Annotated in this window: 16 protein-coding genes; 7 read left to right on the top strand and 9 right to left on the bottom strand. The window is 53.8% G+C overall.

The window, feature by feature from the left end:
• Nucleotides 1-121: 121 nt before the first annotated feature.
• Complete coding sequence (locus tag RO22_RS05110) at nt 122-1798, top strand: methyl-accepting chemotaxis protein (protein ID WP_035538592.1); 1677 nt, start codon at nt 122-124, stop codon at nt 1796-1798.
• Between the two features lie 140 nt (nt 1799-1938).
• Entirely contained in the window at nt 1939-3105 is a 1167-nt protein-coding gene (locus RO22_RS05105; RefSeq protein ID WP_041157780.1) for an EAL domain-containing protein, read from the top strand.
• 7 nt (nt 3106-3112) lie between these two features.
• Here RO22_RS05105 and RO22_RS05100 read toward each other — a convergent pair whose 3' ends face one another.
• Nucleotides 3113-5353 (bottom strand): ATP-binding protein, encoded by a 2241-nt coding sequence (locus RO22_RS05100; RefSeq protein ID WP_041157779.1) that lies wholly within the window; start codon nt 5351-5353, stop codon nt 3113-3115.
• A gap of 18 nt (nt 5354-5371) precedes the next feature.
• The gene (locus RO22_RS05095; protein WP_223828005.1) at nt 5372-5890 is read right to left on the bottom strand and encodes a molybdopterin-dependent oxidoreductase; all 519 of its coding nucleotides are present in this window, start codon (nt 5888-5890) and stop codon (nt 5372-5374) included.
• A 166-nt stretch (nt 5891-6056) separates the two neighbouring features.
• On the opposite strand from RO22_RS05095, the gene RO22_RS05090 reads away from it, so the two are divergent.
• Both RO22_RS05090 and RO22_RS05085 read left to right on the top strand, forming a co-directional pair.
• Nucleotides 6057-6770: a response regulator transcription factor gene (locus tag RO22_RS05090; protein ID WP_009287164.1), complete on the top strand. Its 714-nt coding sequence runs from the start codon at nt 6057-6059 to the stop codon at nt 6768-6770.
• 296 nt (nt 6771-7066) lie between these two features.
• Nucleotides 7067-7315 carry a hypothetical protein gene (locus tag RO22_RS05085; protein ID WP_008957723.1) on the top strand — a complete coding sequence of 83 codons (249 nt, stop codon included), beginning with the start codon at nt 7067-7069 and terminating at the stop codon, nt 7313-7315.
• A gap of 166 nt (nt 7316-7481) precedes the next feature.
• On the opposite strand, the gene arfA is transcribed toward RO22_RS05085, so the two are convergent.
• From arfA to RO22_RS05060, 6 genes are all read right to left on the bottom strand, one after another.
• Nucleotides 7482-7631 carry an alternative ribosome rescue factor ArfA gene (gene arfA, locus RO22_RS24060; protein WP_008957724.1) on the bottom strand — a complete coding sequence of 50 codons (150 nt, stop codon included), beginning with the start codon at nt 7629-7631 and terminating at the stop codon, nt 7482-7484.
• A 110-nt stretch (nt 7632-7741) separates the two neighbouring features.
• Nucleotides 7742-8560, bottom strand: a complete 819-nt coding sequence (dkgB, locus tag RO22_RS05080) for a 2,5-didehydrogluconate reductase DkgB (protein ID WP_041157778.1) — start codon at nt 8558-8560, stop codon at nt 7742-7744.
• A gap of 93 nt (nt 8561-8653) precedes the next feature.
• Nucleotides 8654-10369 carry a bifunctional protein-serine/threonine kinase/phosphatase gene (locus tag RO22_RS05075; RefSeq protein ID WP_041157777.1) on the bottom strand — a complete coding sequence of 572 codons (1716 nt, stop codon included), beginning with the start codon at nt 10367-10369 and terminating at the stop codon, nt 8654-8656.
• Nucleotides 10370-10437: 68 nt separating this feature from the next.
• A complete protein-coding gene (locus RO22_RS05070) occupies nt 10438-11247 on the bottom strand; it encodes a formate/nitrite transporter family protein (RefSeq protein ID WP_008957727.1) in 810 nt (269 codons plus the stop codon).
• Between the two features lie 77 nt (nt 11248-11324).
• Nucleotides 11325-12224 (bottom strand): uroporphyrinogen-III C-methyltransferase, encoded by a 900-nt coding sequence (gene cobA / locus RO22_RS05065; RefSeq protein ID WP_041157776.1) that lies wholly within the window; start codon nt 12222-12224, stop codon nt 11325-11327.
• Complete coding sequence (locus tag RO22_RS05060) at nt 12184-14949, bottom strand: nitrate reductase (protein ID WP_041157775.1); 2766 nt, start codon at nt 14947-14949, stop codon at nt 12184-12186. Before RO22_RS05060 ends, cobA begins: the two co-directional genes overlap by 41 nt.
• A gap of 758 nt (nt 14950-15707) precedes the next feature.
• On the opposite strand from RO22_RS05060, the gene RO22_RS05055 reads away from it, so the two are divergent.
• Genes RO22_RS05055 through nirD form a run of 3 tightly spaced genes read left to right on the top strand, consistent with a single transcriptional unit; the run spans nt 15708 to nt 20050 of the window.
• The gene (locus RO22_RS05055; protein ID WP_041157774.1) at nt 15708-17048 is read left to right on the top strand and encodes an NAD(P)/FAD-dependent oxidoreductase; all 1341 of its coding nucleotides are present in this window, start codon (nt 15708-15710) and stop codon (nt 17046-17048) included.
• Nucleotides 17049-19556, top strand: a complete 2508-nt coding sequence (gene nirB, locus RO22_RS05050) for a nitrite reductase large subunit NirB (protein ID WP_041157773.1) — start codon at nt 17049-17051, stop codon at nt 19554-19556.
• A 59-nt stretch (nt 19557-19615) separates the two neighbouring features.
• Entirely contained in the window at nt 19616-20050 is a 435-nt protein-coding gene (nirD, locus tag RO22_RS05045; protein WP_041157772.1) for a nitrite reductase small subunit NirD, read from the top strand.
• A gap of 170 nt (nt 20051-20220) precedes the next feature.
• Here nirD and RO22_RS05040 read toward each other — a convergent pair whose 3' ends face one another.
• Complete coding sequence (locus tag RO22_RS05040) at nt 20221-21840, bottom strand: hypothetical protein (protein WP_041157771.1); 1620 nt, start codon at nt 21838-21840, stop codon at nt 20221-20223.
• Between the last annotated feature and the right edge of the window lie 75 nt (nt 21841-21915).

The raw sequence follows: 21915 nt of genomic DNA, 5'->3' as shown, positions 1-21915 counted from the left end.
TTACCACGCTAATTAAAACCTCGAACGTGAACAAACGTCACAAGCGTTACAAATCTGTCGACCGTTCTAACGCTTTAAAGGTAATGTGCTCTCATGGTTTGACACTACAGGAGTGGCACATATGAACCGTCTTCATCAGATAAGAGTTAAGTATGCTCTTGCCTTTATCAGCGTTGCGTTAGCACTACTGGTTATTGTGGTAGCCGATGCACTGCTGGTTAATATGGTAAAAAGCCGTTTAGATACGTTTATCACCAACTATATTCCGGCGACTTCAGCCACACTCAACGGCGACCGAGACCTTTATCAAGCACGCGTTGCTGAGATTGAGTATCTGTTATCTGACCCCAGCTCCGAGCGAGCAACAGCGTTAATCGCCGAGTTTGAAGAGAATGCTCAGCAGGCTTATGACCGCATGGGGCTCTACGCCGAACTAATGCAGAACTACCCAGAGCTAACCAAGCAACTAGCTAACTTTGAAACGCTGTATAGCGATTGGAAACAAGAGGCAACACGTGTTTTTGAGCTGCACCAAAGCGGTAATACCGCAGCAGCATTAACGATGCTATCCGGTTCATCATTAGACGACTTTAATGCACTGCGTGATATATATGATGTATCGGGAATAAATATTGAGACAGCCACTTATCAAGCAGAAGCAGCGGTGGTTGATAGAATCCAAGTGCAGCAAACATCCACTATTATTGTTGCTTTAATCATCTTTATTGCTGCAACGCTTATTGCGCTACTGGGGCCGCTAATGATGTCTCGGGCTATCCGTCAAATTAGTGGACGTATTAAAGAGATTACCGAAGGCGATGGCGATTTAACCGCGCGGATTGAGAGTCAACGCCGTGATGAAATTGGTGAATTGGCACAACAGTTCAATGCCTTTATTAAACGCATTGACGATACGCTTCAGTCAGTTAGCAGCAGTACCGTTAGCCTGCAGCATGCATCTACTGAAATTGCCAAAGGCAGTCAGGAGCTTGCGGCACGTACTGAGCAAGCTGCTGCGAATTTACAGCAAACCTCTGCTTCGATGGAGCAAATCGCAGCAGTGGTCAACAACGCCTCTGATTCTGCCCAGCAGGCTGACCAGTTGGCGCTTTCAACCCGGGATCTCGCTCAACAGGGTTTGCACTCCATGCACAGTGTTGAGCAGACAATGGATACGATTAACGACTCTTCCTCTGAAATCAGCAGCATCGTCAACCTTATTGATAGCATCGCTTTTCAAACCAATATCCTGGCGCTGAATGCGTCTGTAGAGGCCGCCCGCGCAGGCGAGCATGGCCGAGGCTTTGCGGTAGTTGCCCAAGAGGTACGTATATTGGCCAGCCGCTCAAGTGATGCATCCAAAAACATTGCCACTCTGATCAATACGTCGTTAAACCGCACAAAGGTGGGCGTTGACCAAGTGAAACAAACCGGCGTCACCATGCAGGAGATGGTAAAAAGCATCGAGCGTGTGGCGGACGTGATTGCTGAGATCAGTGCTGGTGCTAAAGAACAGAGTGTAGGTATCGGTCAAGTAAATGACGCAGTCAACGAGCTGGATAGCATGACCCAGCACAATGCCTCCATGGTAGAAGAGTCCAGCGCTGCGGCGGCGGAACTAAGAGAACAAGCCGACCGACTGGGCGTGCTAGTGGGAGGCTTCAAGCTCAGCAATGCTAACGCGCAACCAGCTCTTGGCAAAGCAGCGCTTGCCCCTACAGCTAATAAGCCCTCACCTACGCCTAATGTCCCGCGTCGTTTGGCGAGCTCACAGCAGCCTGAATGGGAGTCGTTTTAAGCAATCCCCCTTAGTTTTCTAAGTATCCTTGGACTTATACTGAGTCCAAGGAAGTTTCGTTACCGGCTTATATGCTCATCAATTTCAGCAAGCTCTTCGTCTAGCCGCAGCCGCTCATCGTAGTCATCAAAGGTATATGTATGCTGTCTGGTGCTTTAATTATTGATGATGATTGTAGTGTCCAACTATTGGGCAGAATGCTACTACGCCAGCACGGTTATCAGGTGGTGACGGCAAGCAGTTTTGGCGAGCTGGTGCGCCAACCCGACCTACTCAATGTCGAGCTGATCTTGCTTGATCTCGGGCTAGGTGAATTTACGAGCCTTGATATTCTGGAATATCTTTATGATTTACGCTTAAACGCTTCAATTTTATTAATTAGCAATTATACGGAAGAAACTGCCGCGCATGCGCTTGCTGCAGGTGAAGCAAAAGGCTTGAAAATGCTAGGTTTCCTACCTAAATCCAAGCTACTCACCGGTCTAACGACATTTTTGGGGCCATTAAAAAAAGCGCCCAAAGCGCCTACAAGCGTTGAATTGGCGAAGGCCATTCGTGAACAACAGCTTTTTCTAGCTTTTCAACCCCAAATAAGCCTGCAACAAGGCACTCAACAAGGGCAGGTTATTGGCGTTGAAGCGCTGGTACGCTGGCAAGACCCTCAACGCGGCGTGCTATACCCCGACAGTTTTATACCTCTAGCAGAGCAAAACGACCTGATGCTTCCACTCACTTGGTACGTTATTGAGCTTGCCATGAAGCAGCAAGCCCAATGGTTGTCACAAGGGTGGGACTTAGACGTCTCGATAAATATACCGGCGGCCTTTATTCAAGCAGAAGGCGTACTAGACGCGTTTGATCAACTCACCCAAGCGCATCATGCTGTGCTTAGCAAGATCACCCTGGAACTCACCGAAACAGCGGGGGTTGAGTGCTTGGGCTACGCTAGCTACGTGCTCAAAGCGTTGCGACAACGGGGCTGCAAACTGGCGTTAGATGACTTTGGTACCGGCCACTCTTCGCTGACACAGCTCTATCGGTTGCCTTTCAGCGAGCTCAAAATTGACCGTAGCTTTGTCTCACTGATCGATCAGGACAAAGAAGCACTGGTGATAACAGAGTCGATTGTCGACTTAGGCAAACGCCTGGGACTGACTGTTGTCGCCGAAGGTATCGAAACGTCGGCACAGTTCACTCGGCTTGTTGAAGCCGGGTGCACTGTTGGACAAGGCTACGGTATTGCACACCCGTTAACCGCCGACGCTTTCAACACCTGGTTACGCGAGTACTCACCGTCCGCCCCCTAATAACGCATCAAACGAACATGCTTTCTTGCTCCAAAGCCAGCTTAGTAGTGGCCTCAAGAGCAACTAAACGCTCCAGATAGATCATCAATTCGCTTAATGGGGCTTCTAGCGCTGCTTGCTCCAATTGGCTTGCTTGCTCAGCAATCGCAGCACAGCCTAGAGAGGAAGCGGCACCCTTTAGTGAATGGGCTTCTAGGCACAAGGCTTGTCGATCCTCTGACTGCCAGTAGGCATTCAAGCGAGCGATGCGCTCACCAAGCCGTGTTAAAAACGTGGTCAGCAGCGCATCCAGTGCCTTGGGTTCAAAGGTACTTTGCAGCTCTTCGCAAAGACGCTTATCGAGTACTTGAACTGCCCCAGCGCTATCACCCAGCGATTCGGGGCTTTTAATAGGAACGGTAGCGTGAATACTGACAGATTCAACGCTTTCATCATTTAACAGATAGCGGCCAATCACCTGATGCAACTCATCGCGCGTAAAAGGCTTGTGAATCATATCGTCCATGCCGCTTTGAATGCAGCGCTCTCGGTGCTCAGGCATCACATTGGCGGTCATCGCCACTATGGGCAACTTAGGCAGTTGATGCACAGCTTCATAATCGCGCCAGCGTTGGGTGGTTTCCGTGCCATCCAGCTTAGGCATCTGCATATCCATTAACACCAAATCAAATCGACCATGGTCTGCTTTCAACTGATCGAGCGCTTCCTGGCCGTTCTCTGCAACCGATACCTGCTGGCCAAGGCGCTCAAGCATGACGCGTGCCACCGTTTGATTTAGCGGGTTATCCTCTACCACCAAGATATGGTGATGGGAGGGCATTGCTGGCGGGTGTTCACCGCTTTGGTAAATGGCCAAAGGTTCGGTTTCCGGCAGGCTGACGGTGAACCAGAATCGACTGCCGAGCCCCTGCTGGCTGTTAACACCTATCTCGCCCTGCATGGCATCGACCAACCGCTTACAGATTGCGAGCCCAAGCCCCGTGCCTTCGTGACGACGCGCCATTGAGGTATCCACTTGCGAGAACGCCGAGAACAGCTGTGCTTGATCCGCTTCCGCGATACCACAGCCAGTATCGTGTACCTCCATAAGAATATTATCGTCTCCAAGAGGTTTTATCTGGCATTTGACGAACCCCTCTTCCGTGAACTTCAAGGCATTATTGATTAAGTTCATCATGACTTGGCGCAGCCGCGCGATGTCTCCCAGCACATAACGGGGCAGCGCCGGGTCGATAGCGTAACTAAAGGAGACCTTCGCCTTTGGTTCGCGGAGGGTATAGCTTTCACAAAGCTGGTCGATGCATTGGTGAAGATCAAACGGCTGGATATCCAGATCGAGGCGCCCCGACTCAATTTTGGTGTAGTCGAGAATATCGTTGATCACCGCGCGTAGACTCTCCGCACTGCGCTTAAGAGCGGCTAAATAAGTCTCAGCACTTGTTGTTTTAACCTCCTCGCTTAACAAATCCGCCATACCCACGACACCATTTAACGGGGTTCGAATTTCATGACTCATCACCGCCATAAACTCAGATTTTGCCAGACTCGCTTTCTCTGCTTGCCTAGCTACCTCATTTAGCTCTTGGCTCTTGGTTTCTAACGCCTGAGCCTTACGATGACTGGAGCGCCCTTCTAGAATCAGCGCGCGAACCAACATGCCACCTGAAAGCATTAACAGGACAATAAGCAACAGCACCAATCCGTTGAGACTTGTCAATGCGCGGTGTTCCTCACTATGCATATGGGAAACATGGGCGTTGGTTTCGATCAAAATGTTACCGCTGAGTTGCTGTAGCTCAGCCGTTTGCTGCAGGAGGATAGCCGTTAACTCGCTATTTAACTGGGTAGGGTGGTCCCATACCGTTTCGAGTAGGGTTTCCATCTCTAGAATGCGGATGTGAGCTTGTTGAATGACCGCCTCAATATCCTCGAGTTTCGCCACGACTTTTCCTATTTCACCTTGAAAAAAAAGTGATTGTCGGCTGAAGAGAATCTCAAAACGCAGCAACACATCATCAACCGTAGCCTTCCCAGCACTCGTTTCGAATAGCGACAAGCGCAATTCGCGCACCTCTCGATCAAACTGATACCCGGCCCATAACACATTTTCGAGCAACCGCTCCTCCTGCGCATGCTGACGGTTATAAATAACCCCACCGGTGGTTAGCGCTGAAAGAAAAAAAAGGATCGCCGAGAATGTAGCGACCCTGGTACGGCGGGAAAAATAGAACTTAAAAAAAGCCAGCATGATTGCTACTCGGTTATATTACTCAACGTCGATTCGTGTCACCTGCCACACAGAGCGCGAAAATATCTCTTCATCTAGCAGTTCGGGGTGCTGGTCAAAGGGATAAATGACAAATAGCGGCCCCTGATCACGAATTCGCAGCGCTTTGCCGTTTGCCTGCATAGCCAGAATGACATCGTAATTCTCAAAATCGCTGATAGGCACCGTCGCGGCGTACTCATTCAACGCTACCACACGAATATTCTCCCCCTCGGCACCGACGGCTTCCAGGATAGCTCGCCCCAATGGGCCAGAGAAGCGCATCACGCCGTCGTGCCAGGGCGTGCGGGTAATCGTTTCGTGCTGCGCCAAGCCTTCTAGCATCGCTTTATCAAAATGGGCTTCGTCACCCACATTCGTCTGCCCCACCTTTCCACTCACCACCAATATCACCGGGCCTTCAGGTACTTCCAGGGCGATAGTGTGGGTCGACAGCAAGGCAAGTCCTACCGCGACGATGAAAACCACGAATTTAACAACCATAGGGCGACGTATCATGCTGCACCTCGGTGCTGACCGTTGAAAGTGCAGAAATTGTATATCGGCCGTTGGCGGGCTAACTGTGAACCTTTGTGTCAACGCATCATCATCCACTAAACTTAACGCGTGAGCTTGCCGCCTCTACACGGGTGACATTTATAAGACGACAATAAGGGAAATTAGCATGCATATTGGCGTACTTGAAGATGACCTCGACCAACAGGCCTTTATTGAGCAGTGCCTACTAACGGCAGAACACCAAGTCTCGCTGTTTAGTCGCTCTAGCGAGCTTCGCCGGGCGACGCAGCAGCACACCTTTGACCTGCTCATTATCGATTGGCGCCTGCCCGACAGCGACGGCATGGATGTGGTTGCTCATCTTCGCCAGCACGACAGCTGGCATGGGCCAATCCTGTTTATTACCGCCAGCCAGGGCGAAGACGATGTTGTTAAAGCCCTGGAGCGAGGCGCCGATGATTTTCTCGCCAAGCCCCTTCGCCCCAGTGAGCTGATTGCCAGAGTGAGTGCGTTAGGTAGACGCTCTGGCTATGCCACATCGCGCCCTGCACCGGCCTGTCCCGAGATATTTACCCTGCATACCGATGAGCACTACATCAGCGTGGCGGGCGACGCCATTGATTTAACCGAACGTGAATACCGGTTAGCCACGCTGTTTTTCTCTAAAATGGGTGAGCTAATTACCCGTGCGCACTTACTAGAGCTGGTGTGGGGCATTAAAGGGGATATTTCGACGCGTACCGTTGACACCCACGTAAGCCGCCTACGCCGCAAGCTGGAACTGGATGGTCGGCATGGCCTGCGTCTACGTAGCGTTTACCAATCGGGGTATCGCATGGAAACTTGCCAGCCCCCCCACCTTGAACAAGTCGCTAAATAGATTGACGCTCATATAAGCATCGGTTAAAACATAAGAGCTCCCCTTTAAGGGGCAGTTCTTTTTTATTAACGAAACTTTTTCAGAGACCTTCTCATGCGCTGGCAAATCCCCGCGACACGAATGAATAAGCTGCATCGCATTATTAATAATGCGGTATCAGCTTATTATTGTCGCGCGCCAGAGATGTAAAGAGGAAATTGGCCGCGGCAAGTGTCGCGGCCATGTTGTTTTATCGTTACCTTTGAGACTCCCTGATCGCGATGTTGCCCGGCCTCCTAACCCAGGAGACCGACCCCATGGCAATCGCAACCATTACCCGCAAACTACTCAGCGCTTTCACCCACTATCGTACCCAGCGGCGCTTTTACGAAGACCCGCGCTTTCATGACCCGCACCTGTTAAAAGATATCGGTTTACGCTGGGAGCAGGGCCAGCTGGTATCCATTCATGGTGTAGAGGAACCAAGTCAGCGCAACCAACGCCATCAGGCTGAAACCCGCGATGCCTACGAAAAATGTCCACACTGTGGGAGTAGGTTGGCATAGCCAACGCCCCGGTCACAGGAAGTGGCCGGGGCGTTTTCAGTGGCGTGCCACGCCTGGCGCGCAATAAAAAAGCCGATCCATTGGATCGGCCAAGCTGATGGGATATTGCACAGCATGGGGAATACTGTGCAGAGATGCCTGGGGAAGGCATCGCCAAAACGCCGGGTTAGGCGGCTTGGCGATGCCCTCCCAAAGAGTTGCGTCCTTTCCGGGAGTAGCTGCCTTTACCTTTTTTCGGGGTTTGCTGCTGCATTTTAAACATCGGCGTTCGCAGCTGCGCTTTTAAAGCGTTGTCTTTTATCTTGCGCTGTTTCATCGTTTTCTCCATTCTTTTAAAGATGCCTGCCTGGGCAGGCACCCACTACGACACATACTATTAATTGAAGTTCATCGTTTAGCGTTTCAAGTCCTGGTTATTCATTCCTCTTACTCATCCCAGAGCGGCGCTATTTCAGGGTTGGCGATACGCTCTTTACGATCCAACTTGGCGATTTCCGTCATCTCGCTGTCGCTCAAGACTAAGTCAAAGGCGGCAATGTTGCTTTGAATATTTCGCGCCTTGGTCGATGAAGGAATCGTAATCATATTGCGCTGTTTTACCCAAGCAAGGGCAATTTGCGCGGGCGTGGCGTTATGCGCGTCGGCGATCTGCTTAAGGGTTGGGTCATCCATGACTTTACCCACGGCCAGGGGCATAAAGGCAGTAATTTGAATGCCATGCTGCTCGCAGTGATCGACCAGTTTACGGTTCTGTAAGAAAGGATGAACCTCGATCTGATTGGTGAGAATTTCACCTTTACCCAGAATGCTAACCGCTTCGTCCACCTGGGCGATGGTAAAGTTGGAAATGCCGATATTGCGCGCTTTACCCTCGGCTTTGACCTCTTTTAGCGCCGTCAGGTAATCGACCATCGGCACTTCATCCTCTGGGGACGGCCAGTGGATCAGCAGCAGGTCAACGTAATCGGTGCCTAATTTCTGCAGGCTTTCGTCCACGCTGGCTTTAAGCATTGTGGGCTCAAGATTATCGAACCACACCTTGGTGGTTAGGAAAATATCGCTGCGTGGCACGCTGCTGTCGCGAATCGCCTCCCCTACCCCTTTTTCATTGCCATAAAACTGTGCCGTGTCGATGTGTCGATACCCGACCTCAAGCGCTGTGTGGATACTCTGCTTGAGCGTATCGCCTTCCAGGCGAAAAGTACCGAAACCGGGGTTGGGTATCACAGTCTGCATCATTAACATCCTTTTCTATTGATAGCGTGTTAACTAATATGGGGTGGAGACCGCCCCACTTCAACCCCGTTGTTTATTGTTCCCTGATCAACAGTAGTGCCATCAACGCAATAAAAGAGCGATAACCACTACCGCCAACACTAGCGACACCCCCTTCCAGAACAGCACCGGATCACGTTCCAGCAGCGGTAACTGGGCGCGCTTCAGCATGTCTGGGCTTGGCGAGCGTAGCTCGAAGATAAACTCCGAAAGCGCCGGAAAGCGTTTGTGGGGAGTGGGATGTAATGCCTTTTTGAGCACCTCATCCACCCAGGCGGGCAGTTCACGGTTCTCGCTAAGCGCCGATTGGTAGGCAAGCTTATGCTGCGCTGCCCGAGTGCGAGTTTTGGCCACCTCGGTGCCATAGGGCAGCGTGCCGGTTAGCATCTGATAGGTAATCACTGCCAGTGAGTACTGATCCGAACGGGGCGTGCCTCCTTCACCCAGAAAATACTCCGGCGCGGTGTACTGGGCAGTGCCTAGAATATCGTCGCTAGCCGCCCCGACCTCTTCGGCAAGGCCCGCCACCTTGGCAGCGCCAAAATCGATCAGCTTCACCGTTCCGTGGCTATCGATCATGACGTTATCGGGGCGTAAATCCTGATGCAGCATTTCCAGGCGATGAAAGGCGCGTAGCCCCTTGGCAATCTGCTCGACGATGGGACGAACGCTGGCTAATTCGGCGTTGGGGTGGTCACGCATCCACTGGGTCAGGGTTTGCCCTTCGATATACGCCAGCACGGTGTAAAGGTAGCGGCGAGGGCGCTCTTGGGCGGGGGCTTTAAGCACGTGCTGATTATCGATGCGTCGGGCAATCCACTCTTCGCGCACAAACCGCTCGATACTCGCCGAGTCTTGGCTTAGCTCGGTTGAGAGGGTTTTAAGTGCCACCTTCTCGCCACTCGCTACCTCTTCCGCCAGGTAGACATGGCTGCGGCTGCTGGCATGCAGTTGACGCACAATGCGGTAGCCATCCAGCTCACTTCCTGCGCGCAATTCAGACGGTGACGGCAGTGTGCTCAGCGCCGCGTAGAGCTCATTAGCGTGGCGCTCAGGCAGCGAATCAATGCGCACAATTTGCACGGTGAGGTTGTCATCGCTGCCATGATCGATGGCAGCCGCGATTAGCGCCTCAGCCGCCGCATCGAGATCGCCCCAATGGGCGTGAATCAATGCGGCCATTTCAGCGCCGGTTAGCCACTCATAAACACCGTCGGTAGTGAGTACAAACACATCGCCCACACTCAGCGATACCGAGGAATAATCCAACTCCAGGTGCTGGCTGGCCCCCATGGCGCGGCTTAAATGACTGACTTCCCGGGATGCCCAAAAGCGATGATCCTCGGTCAGTGGCTCCAACGTATTGCCGGCGAGCTGACAGATACGGCTATCGCCAACGTGAAACAGGTGCGCAGTGGTAGATTTAATCACCATCGCGCTGAGGGTACACACATAGCCACGATCCAGGTTGTAGCGGTACTGGCTCTGCCGGGTTTGGGCATAAAGCCATGCATTGGTGGCCTGCAGTACCCGCTGGGCGGAGGTTTTAACCGCCCAGGTGGCGGGGGTGGCGTAGTAGTCTGTTAAGAAACCGCCCACTGCCGCCTCGCTCGCTTCCCGGCTCACTTCGCTGCTGCTGATCCCATCCGCTAACGCGATCGCAATCCCTTTGGTGGCGCGCTGGGAGTCGCTGGGTAAATAAGCGCCGTAAAAATCCTGATTACTGGGCTTGCGCCCTTTATCAGAGTGCTGGCCGAGCGAAATGGTCAGCGCTGCCATTATACTTCCCCTAAAAAAACCTCCGCCGGAGCGAAGGCTTGGTTAATGACAAACTGCTGCCTATCAGATCATAGGGCTTTTTGCGGCGCGGTACGCACGTGTGTGGTGTAGAGCGTCAGGCCAGTGAGCGCTAGGCCACCGATCAAGTTACCCAGCACTACCGGAATTTCGTTCCAGATTAGGTAATCCATAATCGAGAAGTTACCGCCCATCATCAGCCCGGATGGGAACAGGAACATGTTAACCACCGAATGCTCAAAGCCCATACCGAAGAACAGCATAATCGGCATCCACATGGCAATGACCTTACCGCTCACCGTGGTTGAGATCATCGCACCCACAACCCCCAGCGAGACCATCCAGTTGCACAATATGCCGCGAATAAAAATCGTCGCCATGCCGCCAGCGCCATACTCTTTATAACCAACCGTGCGCCCTTCGCCCACTTCACCAATGACCCGCCCCACTTCGCTGGGTTCGGTGCTAAAGCCGTAGGTGAACACAATCGCCATGAGAAAGGCGACCGTTAATGCCCCACCAAAATTACCGATAAATACAATGCCCCAGTGCTTTAGAATACGATTAATCGTCACCCCAGGCCGTTTATCTAGCCACGCCAGCGGCGTTAACACAAATACCCCGGTCAGCAGGTCAAAGCCCATTAGATAGAGTATCGAGAAGCCCACCGGAAACAGGATGGCGCCGATAATCGGGTAGCCGGTTTGCACCGCTACGGTCACCGCAAACACCGCCGCGATGGCCAAAATAGCCCCCGCCATAAAAGCGCGAATCAGCGCATCACGGGTAGACATGTGAAGCTTGGCTTCGCCAGCATCGACCATCTTGGTGGCAAATTCGGCAGGCAATAAGTAGGACATCGAGAGCGTTTCCTTTGTTGTGAGTTTTAAGGGAGAGAAGGGTCAGAAGAATAAAACGAGTACCGCGAACCCTGCCGTTAAGGCGTGGTTTGCTGTGTAGCGCAAAAATTGGTGGCTAGGGCAGCGGGCGTCGTGGCGACTCTTTGCACCACACTGCCCACCACAATCAAACAGGGTGACGGTAAGGGAGTTGCGGCGAGTTTTTCGGGCATATCCGCCAGCGAGCCCACCAGCGACTGCTGATCACTCTGGCTGGCGTTAGCCACCAGCATGACCGGCCACTCATCCGGCAGGCCTGCTTGGCGTAGGCCGTGGCAAATTGCACTCACTTTTGAAAGCCCCATATAAAACACCAGGGTTTCATCCTTGCGCGCCAGCGATGCCCAATCCGGCGTACCGTCTTCGCGGCATAGCTGGGCAGTCACAAAGCGCAGTTGCTGCGCATGACCGCGATCGGTGAGCGGAATGCCCATGCAGGCAGCGGCAGCAGAGGCCGCGGTAATCCCTGGCACAATGGCAGCGGGGATCTCTGCGGCGGCCAGGGCATCCAGCTCTTCGCCCATCCGCGCGAATACCGCCGGATCGCCGCCCTTCAGACGCACCACCGATTTACCTTCCCGGGCGAGTTTTACCATCAGCTCGCCGATCTCCGTTTGGGGTACACTGTGGTGGCCGCGGGCTTTGCCAACGTAGTAGCGTTCGCTGCCGCTAGGAATCAGCGCCAGAACGTCATCGCCCACCAAGCGGTCATATACCACAGCGTCCGCCTGCATAAGTAAGCGTGCGGCCTTGAGGGTTAACAGCTCCGCATCGCCGCTGCCTGCGCCAACCAGGTAAACCTGCCCGGCGCGGCACTCGCCACGCAGTGGCAAACGTATGTCTACAGCCTGCTGAACCAACGGCGTTAGCGCGCGGTGCGATAACCGCATAAAGGCGTTAAACCACTTCTGTAGCAAGGGGTTGCTTAGTGCGGGCATTGGGCCGCTCCTCTTCAATAAGTGATTTCAATTCGGGAATACAGCTACCGCACTGGGTGCCGCAGGCGAGCCTGGCGCCCAACGCTTCTACGCTGGTGTCGCCCTCGCGGATCGCATTGACGATGGTGGTTTGGCCTACTTGGTGGCAACTACATACCACCGGGCCGGTATCCGCAGCGCCGTCGTCGCAGCCGGCCAATAGGCGGCGGCGGTGGGTATCGCTCAGCGCCGCCTCGTTAAAACGCGCTTCCAGCCACGCCAACCCTGGCAACTCTTTGGGCGGGCCAACCATCAGCCACCAGCGCAATTGACCGTTTTCCACACAGGCGGCGCGCAGACGTCCGTTAGTGGGGTCTTGGCTGATAACCGATACATCGCCGGGCAGCCACGTTTTCAGCTGCGCCAACCAGTCATTAACCGACTGCGTATTGGCAAGCTGCCAGCGTTGGCAGCCGCGCATGGGAATACGTGTCCAGTAGGCACTGGTGCACCAAGGTGTTGATTCCGTTGCCCCTTCGGCAATCAGTAGAGTGGCCTGCCAATCAGTAGCAAGCGGCGCCAGCGCCACGGCGCCGTGCTTCGATTCTGGCTGCCCAGAGAGCGGATCGGTAATGCTGTCGATCAGCGCGCTACTTCTGGCCTGCTGGGTGAAGCAGTCAGTCCAGTGGATGGGCACGAAGACCTCACCACGGCGTTGAGCATTGGAGACCCGCACCCGGGCACGAAATTCACCTTTCTCGGCGGTTAACACTGCCAGCCCTTGATCCATAACACCGGCGGTGTGGGCATCCTCTGGGTGCACATCCATAAAGGGTTCGGCGCGGTGATTCATTAACCGCGGTGAGCGAGCGGTGCGGGTCATGGTGTGCCACTGATCACGAATCCGGCCGGTGTTCAGACGCAGTGGGTAGGCGGCACTCAGCGCCTGCTCAGGCCCTTGGGGCTTGATCGCCAGCAGCTTGGCGCGACCATTGGCGGTGGCAAACTCGCCATCCTCAAACAGCCGCGCAGTGCCATGGGGTGCGGCCTTTGTGACCGGCCATTGAATGGGGGCTAAGGCGTCGTAGCCATCCCGGCCCAGTCCCACCAAACCCGATATATCAAACAACCGCTGCGGGTTGCCGGGCACCGTGCTGTTATCAAAGCCGTTTTCAAACCCAGAGAGCTTGGCGTGCTCGTCGAAAATCTCCCAGGGGTGCGCGTAGTTAAACGCCTCAGCAAACCCCAACCGTTTCGCCACCTCACACATTATCCACCAGTCGTGGCGGGCTTCACCCGGGGGCGGCAGCATGCCCCGCTGGCGAGAAATGCGCCGCTCGGAGTTAGTCACGGTGCCATCTTTTTCCGACCACCCCGAGGCTGGCAGCACGATATCGGCATAAGGCAGCAGATCGGTATGGGCAGCGCACTCGGAAACAATCACCAGCGGACATTTTTCCAGCGCAGCACGCACCCGCGCAGCATCGGGAAGGCTAATCGCGGGATTGGTGGCCATCACCCACAGCGCTTTTATTTCGCCACGCTCAATGGCCTCAAACAGCTCCACTGCTTTATAACCGGGCCCTTCCGGCAGGATCGGTGTAAGGCTGTCGGTAGTCCAAAAGCGGCTGACTAGATCGAGGGCGCCTGGGGTGTGGTAATCCATATGCGCGGCTAGCTGGTTGGCCAGCCCGCCTACTTCGCGCCCACCCATGGCGTTGGGCTGGCCGGTAATCGAGAACGGCCCTGCCCCCGGTAAACCGATTTTGCCGCCGGCCAAGTGACAGTTAATAATCGCGTTGCACTTATCGGTACCACTGGCGGATTGATTAACGCCCTGAGAGTAGAGGGTAACCACATGCAGCTGGCTGGCAAACCAGTAGTAGAAGGTTTCCAGTCGCTCGGGGTCAACATCACAGGCCGCCGCTACCTCCGCCACCGAACCCGCGGTTTGCTGGGCCGCCGCCAGGGCATCGTCAAACCCTTCGGTGTGGCGCTCAAGGTAGAGGGTATCGAGCCTGTGGCGCTTTGCCATCCACGCCAGCAGGCCGTTAAACAGGTAAGCATCACTGCCTGGCTTAATCCCCAGGTAGAGATCAGCGATTTCGCAGCTGTCGGTGACGCGGGGGTCGATCACCACCAAACGCATCAATGGATTGCGCTCTTTATCCACTTTAATGCGCTGGTAAAGTACCGGGTGGTTCCAAGCCAAGTTGGAACCCACCAACACGATCAGTTCCGCCTCTTCCAAATCCTCGTAGTTACACGGCACCGCATCGGCACCGAAGGCGCGCTTGTAGCCAACCACCGCTGAGGCCATGCACAGCCGCGAATTAGTATCTAAATGGGGCGTGCCTAAAAAGCCTTTAAACAGCTTATTGGCTACGTAGTAGTCTTCGGTAAGCAGCTGACCGGATAGGTACGCGGCCACACTGTGGTTGCCATGCTCGGCCCGTAGGGTGTTTAAGCGTTCGGTAGTAGTGCTTAGGGCGGTGTCCCAGGAGACCTCAACACCATCAACGCGAGGGTGAGTCAGCCGCCCCTGTTGTCCCAAAGTTTCATGTAGCGCAGAACCTTTGACACACAGCCGCCCGAAGTTCGCCGGATGCTCGCGGTCGCCTTCTACAGCGCTCAGCGTGCCCGCTTCAACGGTTGCCGTTACACCACAGCCAACGCCGCAATAGGGGCAGGTGGTTTTGGCTTGCTGCGTCGTTGTGGACTGCTGCCCTGCTTTTGCCCCTCGCATAACACCTCCTCGGGTCGAACCTGAACGCCGTATATACGTATATAAATGCCGGGCATAAAAAAACGCCCAGTCCCATTCTCTAATGCGCTATATAAACGCATTAAGAGAAGAGGGCTGGACGTCGTTGCCACAGCGCACCTTCATCGGTGCATTACTCTTTACAATAGTCTCTTCAAACAAATGAAGATTTACTAACAGCTACACATTTTCTAACGGCTACTTATTTTTCTAACGGCTTTGGAATTGTTCGCTGCCATCGCCAAACAATGAGCGCTTATCCCTTGTTAACTTACTTATTGCCTTGGGAACTGCAAGAGCCAAGCCGACAACCGGCCATATAAAATTTAATCATTTAAAAACAGATGGTTAAAAAATAACAAATCATCACGCAACGCTCTTTTTCGCACTGTGTGCGCGCTAAATGGTGCTTGAGAGTGCAGGCCACCTCTCTTTTCGCACCATCACCGTGCAGTCTATCCGAAGAGCCTGGCCACCGTTTACCTATCACCTAAACATAAGCAGCTGAAGTTATTTAAAAAAATATGCTATACGGCCAGTTGGCTAGCTCCTTGCTTGTTACAGGGTAAGGTTTTTAATCAGCTGGCAGCCAATGGCGGTTGTCGCGTATTTAAAACGACGCTATCGGGCAACGACGCCCCTGTTACGCACGCTTTTGCGATTATTTGCAAAGAGGTGCGCGACAGGGGCGTTTTTTTGTTTGGTGCTCAAGCAGCCGCAAAGACACAGAGGAGCCCCCCATGGAAACTACTTCCCGGTGCTCATCCAACGACCATCTGGTGGTCATTGGCAATGGTATGGCAAGCCACCGCCTAATTGAGGCGTTGGTAAAACAGCCCACACGCCCCCAGCGCATCACGGTGATTGGCGCAGAGCCAACCCCTGCCTACAACCGTATTCTGCTTTCGCCACTGCTGGCCGGAGAGATGCAGCAGGAGGCGCTTACCCTGCGCGATACCCAGTGGTACGCCGAACAGGGCGTTACGCTGATACTGGGTGAAAAGGTCGAGACGCTTGATCGCTCACGCCAAACATTGACCACCGATAGCGGCCGAGCGCTTGATTACGATCATTTGGTCATCGCCACCGGCTCGCGCCCAGCGCTGCCCGATGTTCCCGGGATTGAGCTTGAGGGCGTACATGGCTTTCGCGACCTGCAAGATGCCGAATCACTAGAAGCCATTGCCCAGCGTGGCGGTGACGCTGTCGTGATTGGCGGCGGCCTGCTGGGTCTTGAAGCGGCTGAGGGGTTACGTAAACGCGGCAGCGACATCAACGTAAGCGTGCTCCAGCGCAGCGAGCGGTTGATGAACCGTCAGTTGGATACCACCGCCGCCCACCTGCTTAAAGACACCCTCACTCAACGCGGTCTACAGATCATCACCGGCGCGCAGTTAGCGAGGCTAGAGAGTGACGCCCAGGGTCGGGTCGCCAAGGTGCAGCTTGCCGATGGCCGCCAGTTGAACGTCTCCAGTGTGATCGTTGCCGCGGGCATTACCCCTAATGCGGAACTTGGCCGCCAGACAGGTCTGCGCACGGATCGAGCTATTGTGGTGGACGAATGGCTCACCACCAGCGACCCGGCGATCTCAGCACTGGGCGAGTGCTGCCAGTTCGATGGCACCACCTACGGCCTGGTGGAGCCGATCTGGCGTCAGGTAGAAGTGCTCGCCGCGACGCTGTGCGGCACGCATACCCAAGGCTACGCGGATGCTCCCAGCGCTACCAAACTCAAAATTAGCGGTGTAGCGCTCTACGCCTTTGGCCCCACCGAGGCCAGCGCCGAGCATGAAGTGCTGAATTACCACGACATTGAGCACGGCGACTACCGCCGCCTGCTGCTACGCGACGGCCAGATTGAAGGTGCGGTGCTTTACGGCGACACCAGCCAAGGCCCCTGGTACTTCGAACAGGCGCTCGCGGGTACCGATCTCAACGCTTACCGCCAAGCCTTGTTGTTTGGTGGTGCTGATGTCGAGGTGCTCCGCGAAGCATCTCAACACAGCCCTGATTCTTCTGAGCTCTCTTCAAAACAATCTTCTTCAAAACACTCTTCTCATACAACGTCGGAGGCGGCTTAAATGTCTACCCAACAGCAGCTTATTATTATTGGTAACGGCATGGTCGGCCACCACCTGGTCGAACAGTTAGTCGATAACGGCGCCCTTGAGCGCTATCAGGTCACCGTGTTTGGCGAAGAGCGCCACCGCGCCTACGACCGGGTGCATCTGTCTGAATACTTCAGCGGCCGCAATGCCGATTCGCTAGCGCTTTGCGAAGCGGATTACTACGCCACCAGCGGCGTGGAGCTGCGCACAAGCGAAGCCGTCATTGAGATCGACCGCAACTCACAAGAGGTGGTCACCGAACAAGGCCGTTACCCTTACGACCGCCTGGTGCTGGCTACCGGCTCCTTCCCCTTTGTGCCGCCGATTCCCGGTAATGACCGCGATGGTTGCTTGGTTTACCGCACCCTGGACGATTTAGACGCCATCCAGGCGGCCGCCGAAAACGCCACCACCGGCGTGGTCGTGGGTGGCGGTCTGCTTGGTTTGGAAGCAGCAAATGCCCTGCGCGGATTAAACCTGGATACCGCCGTGGTGGAGTTCGCCTCACGCCTAATGCCGATGCAGGTGGATAACGAGGGCGGCGAGCTACTGCGGGAAAAAATCGAAGCGCTGGGCGTACAGGTGCTTCTTGAACGGGCCACACAGCGTATTGAAGATGGCGAGGCAAGCCGCCACCGCATGGTCTTCCAAGACGACAAAGTGCTGGAAACCGACCTGATTGTGTTCTCAGCAGGCATCCGCCCCCGCGACCAGTTGGCCCGTGACTGCGGCCTGGAGATTGGTGAACGCGGCGGCGTGGTGGTGGATAACCAGTGCCTCACCAGCGACCCGGCCATTCTCGCAATTGGTGAAGTGGCGCTGTGGAATCAGAGCATTTTTGGCTTAGTCGCCCCCGGTTATCAAATGGCCAAGGCGGCGTTTTCGACGCTAACTGAAGGCGACACCCAGTTTGGCGGTGCGGATATGAGCACCAAGCTCAAACTGCTGGGCGTGGATGTGGGCTCGATTGGTGATGCCCACGGCAACCAAAACCCCAGCGCTCGCATGTTCCGCTACCTAGACCCCATCAAGCAGGAGTACCGCAAACTGGTGGTCTCCAGCGACGGTAAAAAGCTGCTCGGCGCCATGCTGGTGGGCAATAACAGCGTTTACGACACGCTGCTGCAGTACTACTCCAACGGCATTGAGTTGCCCGACGAGCCCGCCTCATTGATTCTGCCCCAAAGCAGCGGCGCCACGCCCACTCTCGGCCCCGGTGCGCTGCCGGAAACCGCCTCCATCTGCTCTTGTCACAACGTCACTAAAGGTGATATTTGCGCCACTATTGACGCTGGCGCAGTAGATCTAGGCGGTGTCAAAGCGGCCACCAAAGCCAGTACCGGCTGTGGCGGCTGCACAGCGCTGCTCAAAAGCGTGGTTGATCACGAGTTGGAAGCTCGCGGCGTCGAAGTCGATAAATCGATTTGCGAACACTTCGCCCATACCCGCCAGGAGCTTTACGATATTGTGCGCGTTGAAGGTATTAAAACCTTCACTGACTTGATTGAAAAACACGGCAACGCCGACACCCACCGCCTGGGCTGCGATATCTGCAAACCCGCCGTGGCATCAATTCTGGCCTCCTGCTTTAACGAGCCGATCACCGACGCGGCGCATATTCCCCTGCAGGACACCAACGACACCTTTATGGCCAACATGCAGAAAAACGGCACCTACTCAGTAGTGCCGCGTGTTGCCGGTGGCGAGATTACCCCGGACAAACTCATCGTGCTGGGTGAAGTGGCCAAAAAATACAGCCTCTACTCCAAGGTCACCGGCGGCCAGCGTATCGATCTGTTCGGCGCCCGCCTGGAAGACCTGCCGGATATCTGGGGCGAGCTGATTGCCGCAGGCTTCGAGACCGGACACGCCTACGGTAAATCGCTGCGCACGGTGAAATCCTGCGTAGGCAGCACCTGGTGCCGCTACGGCGTGCAGGATAGCGTCGGCATGGCGATTCAGTTAGAGAACCGCTACAAGGGCCTGCGCTCACCCCACAAGATCAAGTTTGGCGTTTCCGGCTGCACCCGCGAGTGCGCCGAAGCCCAGAGCAAAGACATCGGTATTATCGCTACCGAAAACGGCTGGAACCTCTACGTTTGCGGTAACGGCGGCATGCGCCCCCGCCACGCTGAACTGTTTGCCACCGACCTGGACGACGAGCAGCTCTACCGCACCATTGACCGCTTCTTGATGTTTTACGTGCGCACTGCCGACCGTTTGCAACGCACTTCGGTGTGGCGCGAAAACCTCGACGGCGGCCTGGAGTACCTCAAAGAGGTGATTCTGGAAGACAGCTTAGGCATCAACGACGAGCTAGAGCGCCAGATGCAAACCGTGGTGGATACCTACCAGTGTGAATGGGCCGACGCTATCAGCGACCCGGAGAAGCTCAAGCGCTTCCGCAGCTTCGTCAACGACGACCGCCCGGATCCGTCAATCATTATGACCTCCGAGCGCGGCCAGCTGCGCCCCGCTTAAGCGACGCTGGGCCCTGACACTGACAACGACACTGATTCTGAATAAAAACGAGGCAACCCATGACCGCAACGGCACTGAAAAAAGAGATGGATATGGCGGATGTGCACAATAGCGAGGCTTTTGAAAACCACGCTTCTCAAAACAACACGGCGTGGCAAAAAGTTTGTACCAAAGATGATCTGGTAGCGTTCTCTGGCATCGCCGCCTGGCTGGAAACCGCCGAAGGCCCCGCCCAGGTAGCTATTTTCTACTTGCCCGGGCTACGAGGAAAGGGCGATGAACTCTATGCTCTCGACCACCATGACCCCTTCTCAAACGCCAACGTGATCGCTCGTGGCATCGTTGGCGACCTTAAAGGTGCGGCGGTCGTCGCCTCGCCTATCTACAAGCAGCACTTCCGTCTTGAAGACGGCCAGTGTTTAGAGGATGAGGACGTTAAGCTACGTACCTGGAAGGTTGAATTTAAAGGTGATGAGGTGTGGGTTGAGGGGTGATAACGTTGCTTAACACTGTTAAGGACGGCCAGAACCGCTCTTAACATTATTGAAACACACCTCAATCTCAGCTTGCTTTAGAATCGACTGCATCTGGCTATCGAAAACCTGATTGCCTGATGCAGAATCTCCTTACGCTTAGGTGACGGAAGCTCTACTTTTGACGATCGTTATTTTTTTGAAGGGATTACCATACCGCACCATTTTAATATTTTCTTAAAAGAAAAACGTGAGAGTAGCGTCGTTGTTGAAGAGTGCTGAGTAGTGTCAGGATGACATAGCAACGTTTCACCTTGAATAACCGCGCAAGTTTTAGGCATTGGCTGCCCACCCTGCTCTGGCGGAAGGCTGATAACTTCATCCTCAATAAACGCTAACCACCACTGCTTCAGGCGGCGCCCAGGCTCACTGGTTAAGGGAAAGGCCTGTTCAACCAACAGCAGCTGAGAGGCAGCATGATCATACTCTGCATGATCCAATAAAAGGCTGTTTACCATAATAAAAAGCGTATGCCACGCTTGCAATTGGTCTTGTTCGGAGGGGCTCTGTTTCAGGTATTCGATAAATTCACTAAAGAAATTATTACTAAGCGCCATGGGGCTGCCTGCTTTTTCAAGGCGAGCATCATGTTGTCTAATATCGTTTAGGAAATCTTGTCGCCCTCCCCCTCTTTGCATAGAGCTAGGTTCATATTCATCGCTAGTCAATGGTGCAGTCATATACACATAGAGTTCTTGTATCAAACGTGCGCGACCCAACGCATCAGGCGCATCCAGAGCGACTTCTAACGCCAGGTTAACCAAGCGCTCGTTCAGTTCTTTGAAACAAGTGCAGATTGATGAACTAAGGTTTGCAGAACACTCTGAAACAAGCCACATTAAATGCTCATGGGGTACAAAACGACTGCCCGCTCGGTTATGAAATGCTACTAATGGCTGAGCAATAGACACCCAGTTACGGGCTTTATTTTCAGCGGTAGCGACATACTCAAAAAGCTCTTTTTCAGACTCACTTAGCTCATTCGACATTGTGTCCTCATAGGACAATCTTTTCTCTGAACTAACCGCTTGATAAATTTCAGTAGATATAGACTCAAGACCTTCTTCTAACTCTGCTAGCAAACCAGCAACATTTTCATGATACGTATCATATAAAAAAACGGCTAACTGATTGTTAGCAACATCAATTTTTTCATCTTTACTTATTGCCATTAAGGCACTGCCCAGCACAGAAGCACCGTGCGGTTCAAAGGCGTTCACTACAGCATGAGCAATGCGCTTTGCATGCCATTCCAGGGCGTATTCAAGCTCTATCATCGACACTTCACTGAAGTGCCCGGCACGCCGCTGCTGGTTAATACTATCTAATAAGGTAGATTTATTAAGTTTCTGCCACTCGTATAATACATTGTTAACCGTATCAGGATTTAATATACTTTCGGCTGTTAAATTGTGAACCGACGAGTTAAACCTAGCAAATGGTGGGCTCAGCGAATCCTCATCAAGCTGCCCCTCAACCGCTTGGAGGGCTTGGGTAAAACCAACACCTGGCAACCACGCCACCTCTGCTTTCAAACGCATAGCAGAGTCCACTAGAGCAGACTCGATCATGTTGGCCTCTTCGGCATTTAAGCAGGATTGCTGAACGTTATGCCGCAGCCGATGCTTTAAATCCGTATGGCTATTACTGGGCGAATAGTTTAAAAGGCAAAAAAGATTGTCATTTAATGAAAATGAGGAAATTTTCATTTCTCGAAGAGCGCTGACTTGCGCCTGCATACGGCCATTCATAGTACGTCCTAAATTAAAAGAGAGAAAACATTAACATCAAAAAATACAAAAACAACAACTCAGTAAAAGCACATC

This window comes from Halomonas sp. KHS3 (assembly GCF_000830495.1).
GTDB classification, from domain to species: Bacteria; Pseudomonadota; Gammaproteobacteria; order Pseudomonadales; family Halomonadaceae; genus Vreelandella; species Vreelandella titanicae.
This window is presented reverse-complemented; position numbering and strand designations above follow the sequence as displayed.

What these genes read in the sequence shown, in the direction of transcription:
- RO22_RS05110 (WP_035538592.1), top strand. Translation starts at nt 122, where the DNA reads ATGAACCGTCTTCATCAGATAAGAGTTAAGTATGCTCTTGCCTTTATC.
- RO22_RS05105 (WP_041157780.1), top strand. Translation starts at nt 1,939, where the DNA reads ATGCTGTCTGGTGCTTTAATTATTGATGATGATTGTAGTGTCCAACTA.
- RO22_RS05100 (WP_041157779.1), bottom strand. Translation starts at nt 5,353, where the DNA reads ATGCTGGCTTTTTTTAAGTTCTATTTTTCCCGCCGTACCAGGGTCGCT.
- RO22_RS05095 (WP_223828005.1), bottom strand. Translation starts at nt 5,890, where the DNA reads ATGATACGTCGCCCTATGGTTGTTAAATTCGTGGTTTTCATCGTCGCG.
- RO22_RS05090 (WP_009287164.1), top strand. Translation starts at nt 6,057, where the DNA reads ATGCATATTGGCGTACTTGAAGATGACCTCGACCAACAGGCCTTTATT.
- RO22_RS05085 (WP_008957723.1), top strand. Translation starts at nt 7,067, where the DNA reads ATGGCAATCGCAACCATTACCCGCAAACTACTCAGCGCTTTCACCCAC.
- arfA (WP_008957724.1), bottom strand. Translation starts at nt 7,631, where the DNA reads ATGAAACAGCGCAAGATAAAAGACAACGCTTTAAAAGCGCAGCTGCGA.
- dkgB (WP_041157778.1), bottom strand. Translation starts at nt 8,560, where the DNA reads ATGTTAATGATGCAGACTGTGATACCCAACCCCGGTTTCGGTACTTTT.
- RO22_RS05075 (WP_041157777.1), bottom strand. Translation starts at nt 10,369, where the DNA reads ATGGCAGCGCTGACCATTTCGCTCGGCCAGCACTCTGATAAAGGGCGC.
- RO22_RS05070 (WP_008957727.1), bottom strand. Translation starts at nt 11,247, where the DNA reads ATGTCCTACTTATTGCCTGCCGAATTTGCCACCAAGATGGTCGATGCT.
- cobA (WP_041157776.1), bottom strand. Translation starts at nt 12,224, where the DNA reads ATGCCCGCACTAAGCAACCCCTTGCTACAGAAGTGGTTTAACGCCTTT.
- RO22_RS05060 (WP_041157775.1), bottom strand. Translation starts at nt 14,949, where the DNA reads ATGCGAGGGGCAAAAGCAGGGCAGCAGTCCACAACGACGCAGCAAGCC.
- RO22_RS05055 (WP_041157774.1), top strand. Translation starts at nt 15,708, where the DNA reads ATGGAAACTACTTCCCGGTGCTCATCCAACGACCATCTGGTGGTCATT.
- nirB (WP_041157773.1), top strand. Translation starts at nt 17,049, where the DNA reads ATGTCTACCCAACAGCAGCTTATTATTATTGGTAACGGCATGGTCGGC.
- nirD (WP_041157772.1), top strand. Translation starts at nt 19,616, where the DNA reads ATGACCGCAACGGCACTGAAAAAAGAGATGGATATGGCGGATGTGCAC.
- RO22_RS05040 (WP_041157771.1), bottom strand. Translation starts at nt 21,840, where the DNA reads ATGAATGGCCGTATGCAGGCGCAAGTCAGCGCTCTTCGAGAAATGAAA.